Annotated in this window: 17 protein-coding genes and 1 tRNA gene; 6 read left to right on the top strand and 12 right to left on the bottom strand. The window is 68.7% G+C overall.

Annotated elements, in window-relative coordinates; translation table 11 throughout:
• Position 1: 1 nt before the first annotated feature.
• From AB4Y92_RS23625 to AB4Y92_RS23600, 6 genes are all read right to left on the bottom strand, one after another.
• The gene (locus tag AB4Y92_RS23625) at positions 2-244 is read right to left on the bottom strand and encodes a MoaD/ThiS family protein (RefSeq protein ID WP_057942335.1); all 243 of its coding nucleotides are present in this window, start codon (positions 242-244) and stop codon (positions 2-4) included.
• Complete coding sequence (moaC, locus tag AB4Y92_RS23620; protein WP_441821850.1) at positions 241-741, bottom strand: cyclic pyranopterin monophosphate synthase MoaC; 501 nt, start codon at positions 739-741, stop codon at positions 241-243. The genes AB4Y92_RS23625 and moaC overlap by 4 nt, the downstream gene beginning before the upstream one ends.
• Positions 738-1,421, bottom strand: coding sequence for a phytanoyl-CoA dioxygenase family protein (locus tag AB4Y92_RS23615; protein ID WP_441821849.1), 684 nt, complete (start codon positions 1,419-1,421; stop codon positions 738-740). The genes moaC and AB4Y92_RS23615 overlap by 4 nt, the downstream gene beginning before the upstream one ends.
• Before the next feature lie 135 nt (positions 1,422-1,556).
• Positions 1,557-2,588 (bottom strand): GTP 3',8-cyclase MoaA, encoded by a 1,032-nt coding sequence (moaA, locus tag AB4Y92_RS23610; protein ID WP_441821848.1) that lies wholly within the window; start codon positions 2,586-2,588, stop codon positions 1,557-1,559.
• A 52-nt stretch (positions 2,589-2,640) separates the two neighbouring features.
• Entirely contained in the window at positions 2,641-3,399 is a 759-nt protein-coding gene (locus AB4Y92_RS23605; RefSeq protein WP_441821847.1) for an MBL fold metallo-hydrolase, read from the bottom strand.
• 31 nt (positions 3,400-3,430) lie between these two features.
• Positions 3,431-4,180, bottom strand: a complete 750-nt coding sequence (locus AB4Y92_RS23600; RefSeq protein WP_441821846.1) for a 3-deoxy-D-manno-octulosonic acid kinase — start codon at positions 4,178-4,180, stop codon at positions 3,431-3,433.
• A 22-nt stretch (positions 4,181-4,202) separates the two neighbouring features.
• Between AB4Y92_RS23600 and AB4Y92_RS23595 the strand changes: the two genes are divergently transcribed.
• Both AB4Y92_RS23595 and AB4Y92_RS23590 read left to right on the top strand, forming a co-directional pair.
• On the top strand, positions 4,203-5,279 hold the full coding sequence (locus tag AB4Y92_RS23595; protein ID WP_441821845.1) for a glycosyltransferase family 9 protein: 1,077 nt from the start codon (positions 4,203-4,205) through the stop codon (positions 5,277-5,279).
• Between the two features lie 117 nt (positions 5,280-5,396).
• Positions 5,397-5,975: a hypothetical protein gene (locus AB4Y92_RS23590; protein ID WP_441821844.1), complete on the top strand. Its 579-nt coding sequence runs from the start codon at positions 5,397-5,399 to the stop codon at positions 5,973-5,975.
• Between the two features lie 58 nt (positions 5,976-6,033).
• Here AB4Y92_RS23590 and AB4Y92_RS23585 read toward each other — a convergent pair whose 3' ends face one another.
• The 3 genes from AB4Y92_RS23585 to AB4Y92_RS23575 all read right to left on the bottom strand — a co-directional run bounded on the left by AB4Y92_RS23585 (position 6,034) and on the right by AB4Y92_RS23575 (position 8,022).
• Positions 6,034-6,846 carry a PoNe immunity protein domain-containing protein gene (locus tag AB4Y92_RS23585; protein ID WP_441821843.1) on the bottom strand — a complete coding sequence of 271 codons (813 nt, stop codon included), beginning with the start codon at positions 6,844-6,846 and terminating at the stop codon, positions 6,034-6,036.
• Positions 6,847-6,934: 88 nt separating this feature from the next.
• The gene (locus AB4Y92_RS23580; protein ID WP_441821842.1) at positions 6,935-7,588 is read right to left on the bottom strand and encodes a hypothetical protein; all 654 of its coding nucleotides are present in this window, start codon (positions 7,586-7,588) and stop codon (positions 6,935-6,937) included.
• Positions 7,589-7,617: 29 nt separating this feature from the next.
• A complete protein-coding gene (locus tag AB4Y92_RS23575; RefSeq protein ID WP_057942326.1) occupies positions 7,618-8,022 on the bottom strand; it encodes a DUF6165 family protein in 405 nt (134 codons plus the stop codon).
• Positions 8,023-8,187: 165 nt separating this feature from the next.
• Here AB4Y92_RS23575 and AB4Y92_RS23570 point away from each other — a divergent pair.
• Both AB4Y92_RS23570 and AB4Y92_RS23565 read left to right on the top strand, forming a co-directional pair.
• Positions 8,188-8,278 (top strand) — tRNA-Ser (locus tag AB4Y92_RS23570).
• A gap of 410 nt (positions 8,279-8,688) precedes the next feature.
• Positions 8,689-9,393 (top strand): PP2C family protein-serine/threonine phosphatase, encoded by a 705-nt coding sequence (locus AB4Y92_RS23565; RefSeq protein WP_215059059.1) that lies wholly within the window; start codon positions 8,689-8,691, stop codon positions 9,391-9,393.
• Between the two features lie 76 nt (positions 9,394-9,469).
• Here the strand turns inward: AB4Y92_RS23565 and dnaQ are convergent, their stop codons facing one another.
• The 3 genes from dnaQ to AB4Y92_RS23550 all read right to left on the bottom strand — a co-directional run bounded on the left by dnaQ (position 9,470) and on the right by AB4Y92_RS23550 (position 11,540).
• The gene (dnaQ, locus tag AB4Y92_RS23560; RefSeq protein ID WP_441821841.1) at positions 9,470-10,204 is read right to left on the bottom strand and encodes a DNA polymerase III subunit epsilon; all 735 of its coding nucleotides are present in this window, start codon (positions 10,202-10,204) and stop codon (positions 9,470-9,472) included.
• Between the two features lie 112 nt (positions 10,205-10,316).
• Entirely contained in the window at positions 10,317-10,787 is a 471-nt protein-coding gene (gene rnhA, locus AB4Y92_RS23555; protein ID WP_057942323.1) for a ribonuclease HI, read from the bottom strand.
• A gap of 30 nt (positions 10,788-10,817) precedes the next feature.
• A complete protein-coding gene (locus tag AB4Y92_RS23550; RefSeq protein WP_057942322.1) occupies positions 10,818-11,540 on the bottom strand; it encodes a class I SAM-dependent methyltransferase in 723 nt (240 codons plus the stop codon).
• A 155-nt stretch (positions 11,541-11,695) separates the two neighbouring features.
• Here AB4Y92_RS23550 and gloB point away from each other — a divergent pair, with 155 nt between their 5' ends.
• Positions 11,696-12,481 carry a hydroxyacylglutathione hydrolase gene (gene gloB, locus AB4Y92_RS23545; protein WP_441821840.1) on the top strand — a complete coding sequence of 262 codons (786 nt, stop codon included), beginning with the start codon at positions 11,696-11,698 and terminating at the stop codon, positions 12,479-12,481.
• Complete coding sequence (locus AB4Y92_RS23540) at positions 12,478-13,824, top strand: transglycosylase SLT domain-containing protein (RefSeq protein WP_441821839.1); 1,347 nt, start codon at positions 12,478-12,480, stop codon at positions 13,822-13,824. The genes gloB and AB4Y92_RS23540 overlap by 4 nt, the downstream gene beginning before the upstream one ends.
• Positions 13,825-13,844 lie beyond the last annotated feature (20 nt).

Genomic DNA, 13,844 nt, shown 5'->3' with positions numbered 1-13,844 from the left:
CTCAGCCTCCCGAAACCGGCGGAATGAAAGCGACCTCGCTGCCCGCGCGCGGCGCTTCGTCCCAGCGCGCGAACGCGCCATCCACGGCCACCCGCAGGCGCTCGACCGGCAGCGCGAAGCCGTGACGGGCGCGCAGCGATTCGTACAGCCCTCGCAGGTCGCGCGCATCGGCCTCGACCGACTCGCTGGCGACGCCGGCGGCGTCGCGCAGGCTGGCGAAATACAGTACGGTCAATCGGCTCATGCGCCCTTCCCCGCGCCGCGGCCGAAGTCGCGCTTGCCGCCGCGCTTGCCGAGCAGCTTCGCCGGCCCGAGCACGATCGCATGCGACAAGGCCTTGCACATGTCGTACACCGTCAGCGCCGCGACCGTCGCGCCGGTCAGCGCTTCCATTTCCACGCCGGTGCGATGAGTGGTCTTGACCGCGCATTCGATCATCAGCGCGTTGTCGCCGTCCCAATCGACGGAAAAACGGCAGCCGTCGATCGGCAGCGGATGGCAGAACGGAATCAGCTCATGGGTGCGCTTGACCGCCATGGTGCCGGCGATGATCGCGGTGTCGATCACCGCGCCCTTCTTGCTCTTCAGTCCGCTGGCGCGCAGCTGCGCGGCGACCGCGGCGGGAAAACGCACGCGGCATTGCGCGACCGCTTCGCGCGCGGTGACGGTCTTGTCCGACACATCGACCATGGCCGGACGGCCGTCGCGATCGACATGGGTCAGGGAAGCCTTGGATTTCAAATCGCGGTACTCCAACGCAGTCCGAACCCGGGATCGTGCGGGCCGAACAGAAAGTGCAGAACGCGCCGCCGCCCCGAGGGTTCGATCGCCTTGGACGAGGCATGCAGCAGCAACGGTTGCATGATAAGCAGATCGCCGGGCTGCGCGGTGCATTCAGTCTCCCCGAGTTCCTTGCGCAAGGCCGCGGCGTGCGCTGCGTCCAGTTTGCCGTGGCGGTGCGAGCCGGGAACCACGCGCAACGGGCCGTCGCCGGGGCCGCAGGGGTCCACATGCAGACGCACCGCTGTCAGGCGCTGCAGCAGCGCGATCGGCGGCTGAACGAAGTGGCCGCCTTCTTTGTTCGACCACGCCTGCAACTGCGGGTGTTCGACGCGCTGCGCGACCGGAATCGACAGATCCTGGTGCAAGGCGACCTTCCAGTTGGTGGCGTGGCTCTTGCGGAACAGCGTGCATTGCACGGCGGCGTTGTCGGCCTGCAATACCTGCGCGTCGAGCAGGCGTTCGCGCAGGACGGCGGCCAGGTCGCGGCACCAAGGTTGAGTCAGCAGATTGCGCGTGCCTGCGTCCGAATCGCTTTCGTCGGCGATCTCCGGTTGCGCGGCGATCTGCGCCAACGTCGCCACGGGAAGCGCGGCGCTTATCGTCAGGAAACCGTCGGATGCCAATGCTGGGGGCGTCATGCGCGGGAAAGGTCGGTTCTAAACGGAAAGCCGATGGTAGCGGGCGCGGGCGCAACGGCTCCCAGCCCTCACCCCAACCCCTCTCCCGTGAACGGGAGAGGGGCTAGCGGGTGATTCATCGCGCACGCACACCGCTCAACCGCCGATCAAGAACATTTCCACATGCCGCTTCGAACGCGGCGCGTCCATCGCGCGCAGTTCGCTGTAGCGGTCGTTGCGGCGCGACCACAGTTCGGCCAGGCGCTGGGCGAAGGCGGCTTCGCCGTGGGCGAGCGCGGGCCGCAGGTCGGTGCCTTCGGCGGCGAACAAACAGGTGTAAAGGCGGCCGTCGGCGGATACGCGCGAGCGGTGGCAGTCGCCGCAGAACGGCGCGCTGATCGAGGACACGAAGCCGATTTCGCCGCGGCCGTCGAGATAGGCGTAGCGCGAGGCGACTTCGCCGCGGTAGTTGGCGTCGAGCGCACGCATGGGCCAGCGCGCGTGCAGGCGGTCGCGCAGTTCCTGCGAGGTCACCACGCCCTGCTCGCTCCAGCCGTTGCAGTTGCCCACGTCCATGTATTCGATGAAACGCAACACGTGACCGCTGCCGCGAAAATGCTCGGCCAGCGGCAACACCTGGTCTTCGTTGACGCCGCGCTGGATCACGCAGTTGATCTTCAGCGAATCAAAGCCCGCGTCCTGCGCCGCCGCGATGCCGGCCAACACATCGGCGATTTCGCCGCGGCCGCCGGACAGGCGCCGGAACAGGTCCGGGTCCAGCGCGTCCAGGCTCACGGTCAGGCGCCGCAGGCCGGCCGCGCGCAGGGCGCGGGCCTGGCGCGCGAGCAGCGAGCCGTTGGTGGTCAGGGCCAGATCGTCCAGGCCGTCGATCCGCGCCAGCCGTTCGATCAGCTCGGGCAGGCGCTTGCGCAGCAGGGGTTCGCCGCCGGTCAAGCGCAGCTTGGTCACGCCGATGCGGACGAAACCGCGCACCAGAGTCTCGATTTCCTCGAAGCTCAGCCGCGCCGCCGCGTCCAGGCCGTAGTCGTCCGCCACGCGCTCGGCCGGCATGCAGTAGGGGCAGCGGAAGTTGCAGGCCTCGATCACCGACAAACGCAGGTCGCGCAGCGGCCTGCCGTGCCGATCCAGCGGCAAGGACGAAGGCGGCAGACCGGGGACGGCGTTCACGCGAAGGCTCTCAATCGACGGCTCTCAATCGGATGCCCTCAAGCGCGGATTCTCAAGCAATGCGCACCTGCTGGGCGGTGGGTTCGGCGAGATCCACGACCTCGCCGGGCCTGCCGACACGATACCCCCGCGCGGCCAGCGCGTCGCCTTCCTCGCGGCTGCCGTAGTGGTAAAGCAGGCACCGGTTCAGCAGTTCGCGCGGGTATTCGCGCTCCAGGTCCTCGATGCCGCTGTGCGAGGGGTTGCCGTGCAGGGCGCAGTCGTGGGCGATCAGCTCGCCTTGGTCGGCGTATTTGGCCAGCGCCTCGGGAATCGGCCGGGTGTCGCCGGTCCACACCGCGCTGCCGCGCAGGCGCAGGCCGAAGGCGGTGTCGGGCCAGTGATGGCGGGTGGCGAACACTTCCATGCGCAGGCCGCGATGCCAGAAATGGCCGCTGACCGGGATCAGCTGGAACGCGTCCCAGAAATTCACCCCGCCCTCGGCCAGCACGTTGGGGTAATCGGCCACGCGCTGCTGCAGCAGCGGCACGATCGGCGCGGGGATGTACAGCTTCGGCTTGCCGCGCCGGGCCTGGTCGAAGTAATGCGCCACGAACAGCCGCTCGAAGCCGGCGATGTGGTCCATGTGGGTGTGGGTGAGGAACAGCGCCTCGGGCATGCGCCCGTAATGAGCGAGGAAGGCGGTCAGGCCTTCGCCGCCGCAGTCGACGGTCAGCCAGGGCTCGCCGTCGCGCTCCAGGGTCGCCATCGCCGAACCCAGTTCCACCGCCGACGCATTGCCGACACCGTGCAGACGCAGCCGCCAAGTCATTCCGTCCCCTTTCGAACGCTGGTAAGTCTTACTAGTAACCACGTTCCCAGGCGCGGTCATAGGCCGCGCGCAGGCGAGCGAAGTCGCGCTCGACCTCGGCCGGGCTGCGCGAGCCGCGCAATTTCAGCAGCGAGCGCTTGAGCCGGGCCAGGTTGCGTTCGCGCCAGGCGGTGGCCGGAATGCGGATCGCGCCGCGGTCCAGATCGATCACCCAGCCGCGGCCGGCGGTGTCGAACAGCAGATTGGTCGCGTTGAGGTCGGCGTGGTCCAGGCCGGCGCGGTGGCAGCGCGCGATCAGCCGGCCGGTCTCCTCCCACGGCGCGCCGTCGCCGGCGACCGCGGCGCGGTCGGCCAGCGAGCGCACGTCGTTGAGGCGCTCGATCAGGATCGCGGCGTAGTAATGCAGGCCGTCGCGGCGGTACCAGGCGGCGATCGGCATCGGCACCGGCAGGCCCTTGCGCGCGACCTGGCGGGTCAGGCGGAACTCGGCGAAGCTGCGGGTGAGATTGGCGCCGCGCCACCAATAGCGGTCGCGGTTGAAGCGCGCCACCAGCCCGCCGCGCAGATAGCGCCGCAGTACGGCCTGGCCGAACGGCGCATCGACGAACCAGGCGCCGCCGCGGCCGCCGCTGTCCACCGGACGCGCCTTTTCGCCCCAGTGCGCGGGCGAGAACCACTCCGGCACGGCTTGCTGCACCCGCTGGCGGTCGAACAGAATCGCGCCGTAACCGCTATCGTCGCGGTACGGCGTCAATCCCTCAGCGGCGTCATAACCCGTCATCCGCCGGAGTCTAACAAGTCACGTGGCCCAATCGTCCCTCAGCGCCTCCCCCGCGATCTGCCTGCTGCGCCTGTCGGCGCTGGGCGATGTCACCCACGTCGTGCCGCTGGTGCGCACCTTGCGCGCGGCGCGGCCGCAGGCCTCGATCACCTGGGTGATCGGCAAGGGCGAGCGGCGCCTGCTGGAAGGCCTGGAAGGCGTGGATTTCCTCGAATACGACAAGAAAAGCGGCCTGGCCGGCATGCGCGCCCTGCGCCGCGTCCTGCAAGAACGGCCGCTGCCGGGCGGGCGCTTCGACGTGCTGCTGCAAATGCAGGTGGCGGCGCGCGCCAACCTGCTGTCGGCGTTCATCCCGGCCGAGCGCCGGGTCGGCTACGACCGCTCGCGTTCGAAGGATCTGCACGGCCTGTTCGTCAACGAGCGCATTCCCGACCGCCCGGGCATCCATGTGCTCGATGCGATCGGCAGCTTCTGCGAGCCGCTGGGCCTGCGCCAGACCGAAGTGATCTGGGACCTGCCGGTGCCCGAGGACGCGCGCGAATGGGCGCGCGCGCAATGGCCGCTCGACACTGTGCCGACTTTGCTGATTTCGCCGTGTTCCAGCCACACCCTGCGCAACTGGCGGCCCGAACGCTACGCCGCGGTCGCCGACCACGCCGCCCAGCGCGGCTGGCGCGTGGTGATGTGCGGCGGGCGCAGCCAGCTCGAACGCGACACCACCGATGCGATTGTCGCCGCGATGAAGCACCCGGCCCTGGACCTGGTCGGCAAGGACACGCTGAAGCAACTGCCGGCGCTGCTGGAGCGCGGCCAGTTGCTGATGACGCCCGACTCGGGCCCGATGCACATCGCCAACGCCATGGGCACCAAGGTGCTGGGCCTGCACGCGGCTAGCAACCCGGTGCGCAGCGGCCCCTACAGCGATCTGCGCTACTGCGCCGACCGCTACGACGACGCCGCGCGCAAGTATCTAGGCAAGTCGGCGAGCGAGATCGCCTGGGGCACCAAGATCGAACACGATGGGGTCATGGATCTGATCACCGTCGACGACGGCATCGCCGCGTTCGAGCGCTACGTGGCCGATCATCCGGCCGTTTGAGAATAAGTCCGGCGCGGGCTCGACCTGCCGGCTTCGCGCTGATGGACGTGCGCGATCGCTTGCGCGCAACGAGTTGACGCCAGACTCACCACGACACCCACCAAAACGAGGCCCGCAATGCCCCTGGGAATCCCCGACGACGAATACGGCCCGCCGCCGGCCGATCTGGCCGCGCTGCTGCGATTGAACGCCGCGCAGGACGACGGCCTGGACGAAGCGCTGTCCGAACTCGGCTGCCGCCTGCTCGCGCCCGACGACGCGCCGACGCTGCTCAATCCCGGCAGCTACATGAGCCAGGACGAACTCGACGATCCCTCGATCGCCGCCGGCATCGTCGCGACCGAGCAGGTCTGCGCCTTGATCAGCTTTTTCGTCGAGGACGAGGAAAGCAATCTGTTCGGCTACTGGCACGGCCCCGAAGGCGCGGCGATGGCGGACGCGGCGATCGTCAAGTACGACAACGAAGGACAGTTCGCGCTGCTGCAGGGCCGCGGCCTGGTCGAAGCGCTGATCGGCGATCGCGTGTTCGACGACGACGAAGCCTTCGCCGAGCATGCCGATCGGTTCGACGAAATCGGTATCGCCGTCACGAACCGATCCTGGGAGGAACTGGCCTCGCCGGACCCGGCGACCAAGCCCGATGAATTGCATGCGGTGTTGTACGAGCGCGCCGAGGCGGATCAAACCTCGACCTGAGCGCGTTCGGCCGGACTGGAGGCGAAGCGGCGCTACGGCGTAATGCGGGCCAATGCCGTCAAATCTTCGCGCGCGGCATCGAGCGCGCGAAATCGGCCAGATCCTTCGGGTAGTGCGGATGCTCGCGGAACGGCGTGTCGTCCACCTCGTACAGATACGCCACCGCCGTCGCCTCGAAGCTCCAATAGCCGAAATGACCGCCGGCGCCGTCCAGCGACTGATGCTTGTGGCAGTCGTACCAGCCCACGCCCTGCATGGCCGGATACCACGCATCCAGAAACAATCCGATGTCTTCCTGCTTTTCCTCCATCGGCGTTTGCGCGGTCGCATCGAGCAAGATGCCGTAGGGCACCGGCTGATAGCTGTCCTCCAGATACGGCCGATCGGGCAGGTACTTGCCCAGCAGGTCCTCGATCAAGGCATCGTTTTCGTCCGGGGCGCCGCCCTTGAACAAGGAATGCACGGCGGGGATCAGGTCTTCGCGATGCAGAACAATCGGCAGCGACACCAGATCCACCACGCGTACGTAGTCGTCCTTGTAACGGAAGTCGAACAGCGGCATCGCCGGTTCGTTTTCGAAGATGCGGTTGAAATGAGCCGCATCCTGGTAGGCCGCGACGACGGCGCCGAGCCGTTCGCGAAACTCATCGATCGGCTGGCCCGCGGTGTAGTCGCGCACCATCATTTCGTACAGTTCATCGGCCTTGCGGCGGTATTCGAGCCAGCGCATCTCATCCGACAACTCGCCGTGGAGCAGCGCGTGCTCGATGTCCGCCATCGTGTGAGTGCGGACATGTTCGCTGTAGAACAGATAATAGTCTTCGTTCAACAACGACTGGCGGCGCCGTTGCTGGAAGGGTATCGGGGTCATCGCATGCTCAAGTGCGGTGGGTCGGCGAAGCGGACACATATCCACCCTACCCGATTTAAATCGTCGCGCCGCCCCGGCGGGGCGAAACTCAGCCGCCCTCGACCTGTATCTGCAGGCGCCGCCAGATCGACAACTGCGTGCGTTGCCGGCGGCGCTCGCGATAGACCGCCGCGATCAGCGCCAGCATGATCACGAACGCCGCGACCGCAACCTCGCCGCCGCGCCAACCGGCCAGACGGCCGGTCAGCGCTTCCACCGTCACGAACACCAGACTCGCCGCGGCCGCGTTGCACGACAGGCTGCACAGCACTTTCATGCGATTGAGGGTGTTGCGCGAGGACGGATCGGCGGCTTCCAGATATTCGCGCATGCGCCGGTCGACATCGTGGAACACCGACGTCGACATCTGCGCGGCGCTGGGCAGGATCAGGCCTTCGCTGCGTTGCAGCCGATCGGACAGGAAAGCGATCGCCGGCGCCCAGGCTCCGCGCAAGCGCGGCCAGACGATGCCTTGCGCGACGCCGTACACCACGCGTCCGATCGGGCTGAGCGCCAGGCCCAGGGCGTAGGCGCCGGCGAACCACGTCGGCAGGGTCAGTTCCGGCGCCTGTTCGCGCAGCAGATGCAGGCCGGCCGGATAACGCAGCGCCAGCGCGGTCAGCAACAGCCCGCCCGGGCACAGCCAGGCGAGCAGATCGTCGTACAGCCAGGCGCCGGCGGGGCGCGGTCTGGAATCGGCCATACGGCTGGAGGCTACGTCGGCGAGGTTGGTCAGAACGCGCCGGTGCCGTAGTCCTGGTAGGACTTCTCTTCCACGTAGGTCGAGCCCAGCGCCAGGTTGATCTCTTTCTTGACCCGGGCGCGCACGTCGTTCTCGACATAGACCGAGCGCGCCAGGCGGATGAATTCGGCGTCGAACTCCTGCGCCTTTTCCTTGATGCGGATGTCGTCCTCGATTACCCACAGGCGCTCGTTGACGGCCTTGAGCTCGGCGCGCAGGCGGACGATGTCGCTGCCGGCGGCCGGATGCGCCATCCAGGTCCGCTCCAGCGCGGTCAGCTCGTTGCGCACGTTGGCCAGTTTGGCTTCGTCGCTCATGCGCTCGGACTTGATCTGCAGGATCGAGATCTTGTCCAGCAGTTCGCCAAAGGACACCGGGACCAGGATTTCGGACATGGGGCGCGACCGTGGTTTGCGAAGGGGGCGATTAGTGTAGCCCCGAGCCGCGCGCGCGGGCTTGGCCGCGGCCGGGCGGATCGGCGGGCGCACGCGCCGGAAACCCGGCGGCGGCCGCTTGTGGTCGGCCGCGCCACCCCGTATCATTTGCGGCTCACTGCACCCGGAGAGGTGGCAGAGTGGTTGAATGTACCTGACTCGAAATCAGGCGTACGTTTATAGCGTACCGGGGGTTCGAATCCCCCCCTCTCCGCCAGATACGCACAACGGGCCCCTCGTGGGCCCGTTGTGTTTTTCGCGTTTTGCCGTGGCGCGCCCGACTGCGCCCGGGCCGGACGCCGGCCGGGAGCGCAGCGCATCGCGCCATGCGGCCGCGCTTCGTTTTCGACTGAGCAATCCGGACAAGCCTCGCGCACGCTCCTTCATCGGCGGTTTGGGCGCGGTGGGCGAGTCTCGATCCACGGCGACACCGATCCGCACAGGGGCGAGGGCTTTATCGATGGACCGCGACCGTCGCGCAAGCAACCTGGCGCACACGCGGTCTTCATCGGCGCTCATGCATGAAGCCGTGCAGGGATCACGCTTTCTTGCCACACGGCCGCTCGGTCGCGATGATTCCGTTTTCAGCAATGGCACACCCGACGACGCGAATGGCATGACCGGCAGATGATCGAATTCGGACACCTCACGCACGTCGGCCTGCGCCGCGAACTCAACGAAGACACCTATTACGGTGACAGCGAACTCGGCCTGTGGCTGGTCGCCGACGGCATGGGCGGTCACGAATACGGCGAGGTCGCCAGCGCGTTGGCGCGCGAGGCCATCGTCCGCGAGGTCCGCAACGGCACCGCGCTGGCGCAGGCGATCCGGATCGCCGACGAGGAGATCATCCGCACCTCGCGCCGCCGCAACGACGCGCTGCCGATGGGCACCACCGTGGTCGCCGCGCGCATCAACGGCAACCGCTTCGAAGTGGCCTGGGTCGGCGACAGCCGCGTGTACCTGTGGCGCGACGGCCATCTGGCGCAGTTGTCGCAGGACCACAGCTACGTGCAGGAGCTGATCGCCAACGGCGCGATCACCCACGAGCAGGCGCGCAGCCATCCGCACCGCAACGTCGTCACCCAGGCGCTGGGCGTGACCGACCCGCGCAACCTCAACGTCGAGACCATGACCGGCGAACTGCGTCCGGGCATGCAGCTGCTGCTGTGCAGCGACGGGCTGACCGAGGAAGTGGACGATCGCAGCATCGCCCGGGTGTTGGCGCACAACGACTGCAGCGCGCAGGAATGCGTGGACTCGCTGGTCGCCGCGGCCCTGGACGGCGGCGGCTCGGACAACGTCACCGTGGTGCTGGTGCGCAGCCACTGAGGCGCTGAGCCTCTCGCGACGCTGGCCAGGAGCGGCGCAAGCCGCAGCCACACACCGCGACGGCCGGCGCGCGGACTCAGGCCTCGACGGCCTGCGCGGTTTCCAGCGGCTCGGACAAATCCCATACGCACTTGCCGGCCTTCTTGCGCAGCTTCTCCAGCCGCGCCTGGTGCGCGGCCATTTCATCGGCCAGCACGATCACGCGCGGACGCGGCGCGCTCAGATCGACCTGGATGTCGAGCTTCTTCTGCTGGGCGGCGGCGGACGGATCGCCGAAGCCGATTTCTTCCTGGCCCGAGGTCAGGCCGATATAGACCTCGCCCAGCAACTGGGCGTCGAGCAGCGCGCCGTGCAACTGGCGGTGCGAGTTGTCCACGCCCAGGCGTTTGCACAAGGCGTCCAGCGAATTGCGCTGGCCCGGATAGCGCTGGCGCGCCAGCTGCAGCGAGTCTTCGATGTTGGGAACGTGATCGGCCAGCTTGCCGTACTGCGCGCCGCAGATCGACAGCTCGTTGTTGAGGAAGCCGACGTCGAAAGCCGCGTTGTGGATGATCAACTCGGCGCCCCGGATGAACTCCAGGAATTCCTCGACCACCTCTTCCATGCGCGGCTCGTTGGCCAGCCGCTCCAGCGACAGGCCGGTGACTTCCTGCGCGCCGGCTTCGAAGTCGCAGTCGGGCTTGACGTACTTGTGGAAGTGGCGACCGGTCGGACGGCGCTCGATGAACTCGACGCAGCCGATTTCGACCACCCGGTTGCCGCGCTCCCAGCTCAGGCCGGTGGTTTCGGTGTCTAGGATGATTTGACGCATGTCGTGATTGTAGCCAGGAGTGAGTGGAGAGGAGTGAGGAGTGAGTAAAGGCGGCGATCGCGAGTGCTTTTATTCGTTTCTCACTCCTCGCTCCATGAACTCGTTTCCAGGCTCAGGGCCGATAGGGCCTGAGCCGCTCCGCTTGCACCCGCGCCAAGGTATCCACGCGCTCGTTCTCCGGATTGCCCGAGTGTCCCTTGACCCACTTCCACTCGATCTGATGACGCTGGCTGGCCGCGTGCAGGCGTTCCCACAGGTCGCGGTTCTTCACCGGGTCGCCACCGGCGGTTTTCCAGCCGCGCCGCGCCCAGTTGCCGATCCATTCGGTGATGCCCTTGCGCACGTACTGCGAGTCGGTGGTCAGCACTACCGTGCACGGCTCGCTGAGCGCTTCCAGGCCCATGATCGCGCCCATCAGCTCCATGCGGTTGTTGGTGGTGTCCGGCTCGCCGCCCGACAGTTCGCGCTCATGGCTCTTGTAGCGCAGCAGCGCGGCCCAGCCGCCGGGGCCGGGATTGCCGAGGCAGGCGCCGTCGGTGTGGATGTCTACGGTTTTGTCTGCGCCTTGGTTGGTTGGGCTCACGCAACGACTACTCAGTGAAACGGCCGGGCATTATCGCTGCTTATCGTCGTTGCGCGCGGCGCTGGCGCCGCGATGGGCGGCGGCGTCGCGCGGGACCAGACCGGTCTGCCAGCGCAGTTGCTGCAGGCGCGAGGGCGGAATCGCGGCGTGCACGCGCTTGGTCAGGCTCAAAGCCACACCGGCGCGGACCACGTCGGCCGCGCCGATCCCGGCTTCGCCGTGAGCGACCCGCCAGCGCGGGCCCAGCCACTGCAGGCTGACCGGATCGGAGGCGAAGCCCGAGGCGCGCAGCATCGCCTGCCAGTGGCCGGCGTCGCGGGCGATCAGGCCGCTGCGCGCCCAGCGCAGGCGGTACGGGCTCCAGGGGTTGAGCGTGGCCAGCCACAGGCGTCCGCCCGGGGCGAGGATGCGCGCGCATTCGCTGAGCAGCGGCTGCGGATCGGCGCCGTCGTCGAACACGTGCTGCAGCAGCACCGCGCCGAAGCCTTCGCTGGCCAGCGGCAGCGGCAGGCGGCAGCGCAGCGGGCCGTCGAAGCCGTCGCGGCTGCGGCGCAGGGCCACGCCCCGGCCCGGCGGCGGCGAGGCCGCGGCGACCCCGAACCAGGCCCAGGGCAGGCTCGGGCTGGCCGCCAGCACCGGCGCCATGGCCGCGGCTTCCACGTCCAGCAGGCCATGGCCGGGCACCTCGCCGAACCAGCGCAGGGCCGGGCTGGAATCGTGATCGGGTTGACGGCCGTGGGACAGGGCGGGCATGGTCGCGTCTCGGTATGGGGCCGGGATTCGGGAATCGGCAAAGCCAGGGCCAGAGCATAGTCCTGTCGCGGCCGCAGCGATTCCGATCCCAGCCCGGAGCAACCAGCCTACTGCCAAGCGGCCCGCCCGCGGGGCGACAGCCAGGAGTCCTCACAATGCGGTTGCTCGCCCTGCCCGCCCTCAGCGACAACTACATCTGGGCCTTGTCCGGCGACGACGAAGCCGCGCTGATCGTCGATCCGGGCGACGCCGCCCCGGTCCTGGCTGCGGCCGCGCACGGCCTGCGCCCGGTCGGGATCCTGCTGACCCACCACCACGACGACCACATCGGCGCCACCCCGGCGCTGCGCGAGCGTTGGCCGAACATCCCGGTGTTCGCCCCCGACGACGGCCGCATCGCCAGCGCCACCGCCCAGGTCGGCGACGGGGTCAAGATCCACGTCGATGGCTGGACCCTGGACGTGCTGGCCGTGCCCGGCCACACCCGCAGCCATATCGCCTATTACCTGGAGCGCGGCGGCCGCGCGACCGACCGCATCGTGTTCAGCGGCGACACCTTGTTCAGCCTGGGCTGTGGCCGCCTGTTCGAAGGTACGCCCGCCCAGATGCTGGCCTCGCTGACCCGTCTGGCGGCCCTGCCGGACGACACCCGGGTCTGCTGCGGCCACGAATACACCCTGTCCAACGCCGCCTTCGCGCGCGTGGTCGAACCCGACAACCCGGCGCTGCAACGCCGTACCGAACAGGCCCAGGCCATGCGCAACGCCGGACGCCCCACCCTGCCCAGCTCGATCGCGGAAGAACGCCAGACCAACCCGTTCCTGCGCACGCGCCAGCCGGGAGTGATCCGCGCGATCGCCCACCGCCTGGGCCGCGAGCCGGCCGACGAGGTCGAGACCTTCGCCGAACTGCGGCGCTGGAAGGACGGGTTCCGCGCGTGAGACCGGCGCGCGCCCCGGCCCGGGCGGCCTCGCGCCGGCCGCTGCACGCGGCCCTGGCCGCCTGCCTGTGCCTGAGCGCCGCCCTGTCCGCGCCGGCGCTGGCGGCCGACGCCGCCCAGCTGGTGGCGCCGCCGGCCGCCGACCCGGCCAACGACACCGGCCCGACCCGCAACGGCCGCGACATCTACCAGCGCTTCCGCGACGGCCTGGCCGACAAGACCTGCGAACCCGGGGTCAGCAGCCGCTGGCGCCAGCACTTCGCCACCGCGCCCAAGCGCCTGGCGGCCAAGGACGACGACCTTTTGCCGCTGTTCGGCTACGTGGTCGATGCCCTGCGCGAAGCCAGCCTGCCGACCGAATACGCGCTGATCCCGTTCGTCGAAAGCGGCTACCGCCCCGGCGCGCGCAGCGCCAGCGGCCCGGCCGGGCTGTGGCAGATGATCGCGATGACCGCGCGCAACCATCGCGTGCCGATGCGCGAGGGCTACGACGGCCGCCTGTCGCCGGTGGAATCCACCCAGGCCGCGGTGCGTTACCTGAAAACCCTGCACGGCATGTTCGGCGGCGACTGGCGGCTGACGGTGATGGCCTACAACGCCGGCGAGTACCGCGTGCTCAACGCGGTCAAGCGCGGCGGCCAGAGCATCGCCGCCACCCGCCACGACGACCTCACCGGCCTGTCCGACATCACCACCGCCTACGTGCGCAAGCTGCACGCCCTGTCGTGCCTGATGGAGCAGGCCGACGACCGCGCCGAATGGCTCAGCGCGCTGGACCGGCCGGTGCCGCGCCTGGCCGCGGTGACGGTGCCGGCGGAGATCGACAGCATCGGCGAATGGGCCGCGCGCACCGATCAGGACTCGGCGCAGTTGCTGCGTCTGAACCCGGTGTTCGACAACGGCCGCATCGTCCGCCCTGGCGGCCAGCGCGCGCCGCTGCTGGCGGTGGCCGCCAGCGCGATCGGTACGCCCGGCTCGGGCGCGTCCGGGCTCGCGCTCGCGGGCGGCGAATTGTTTCCGAGCGCGGCCGCGGGCAGCGATGCGAATGTGGGCGCGAAGGTGTTCTCCACTACATTGGCGTCAAGCGAAGTGGCCTCCACTTCCGGATCGGCCGAAGCGCCCGACGCTTCCGACAGCAGCGGCAAGAAAACCAAAGCCGGCAAGAACGTCGCCGCCGCGCCGCGACGCCACACCGTCGGCCGCGGCGAGAACGCATGGACCATCGCCAAGCGCTACGGCGTGCGCGCGGCGGATCTGCTCAAGCTCAATGGCTTGAATGCGAAGACGGTGTTGAAGCCGGGGCAGGCGTTGTTGATCGATGGGCCTAAGCCCGGGCGCAAGTAGCGCGGCCGCGTTGACAGAAA

The sequence above is a fragment of the Lysobacter sp. TAB13 genome (assembly GCF_052113885.1).
In the GTDB taxonomy this organism is placed as follows: Bacteria; Pseudomonadota; Gammaproteobacteria; order Xanthomonadales; family Xanthomonadaceae; genus Lysobacter; species Lysobacter gummosus.
This window is presented reverse-complemented; position numbering and strand designations above follow the sequence as displayed.

Coding starts and splice junctions, on each gene's coding strand:
- AB4Y92_RS23625 (WP_057942335.1), bottom strand. CDS start 244: ATGAGCCGATTGACCGTACTGTATTTCGCCAGCCTGCGCGACGCCGCC.
- AB4Y92_RS23615 (WP_441821849.1), bottom strand. CDS start 1,421: ATGACGCCCCCAGCATTGGCATCCGACGGTTTCCTGACGATAAGCGCC.
- AB4Y92_RS23605 (WP_441821847.1), bottom strand. CDS start 3,399: ATGACTTGGCGGCTGCGTCTGCACGGTGTCGGCAATGCGTCGGCGGTG.
- AB4Y92_RS23600 (WP_441821846.1), bottom strand. CDS start 4,180: ATGACGGGTTATGACGCCGCTGAGGGATTGACGCCGTACCGCGACGAT.
- AB4Y92_RS23590 (WP_441821844.1), top strand. CDS start 5,397: ATGCCCCTGGGAATCCCCGACGACGAATACGGCCCGCCGCCGGCCGAT.
- AB4Y92_RS23585 (WP_441821843.1), bottom strand. CDS start 6,846: ATGACCCCGATACCCTTCCAGCAACGGCGCCGCCAGTCGTTGTTGAAC.
- AB4Y92_RS23580 (WP_441821842.1), bottom strand. CDS start 7,588: ATGGCCGATTCCAGACCGCGCCCCGCCGGCGCCTGGCTGTACGACGAT.
- AB4Y92_RS23575 (WP_057942326.1), bottom strand. CDS start 8,022: ATGTCCGAAATCCTGGTCCCGGTGTCCTTTGGCGAACTGCTGGACAAG.
- AB4Y92_RS23565 (WP_215059059.1), top strand. CDS start 8,689: ATGATCGAATTCGGACACCTCACGCACGTCGGCCTGCGCCGCGAACTC.
- dnaQ (WP_441821841.1), bottom strand. CDS start 10,204: ATGCGTCAAATCATCCTAGACACCGAAACCACCGGCCTGAGCTGGGAG.
- AB4Y92_RS23550 (WP_057942322.1), bottom strand. CDS start 11,540: ATGCCCGCCCTGTCCCACGGCCGTCAACCCGATCACGATTCCAGCCCG.
- gloB (WP_441821840.1), top strand. CDS start 11,696: ATGCGGTTGCTCGCCCTGCCCGCCCTCAGCGACAACTACATCTGGGCC.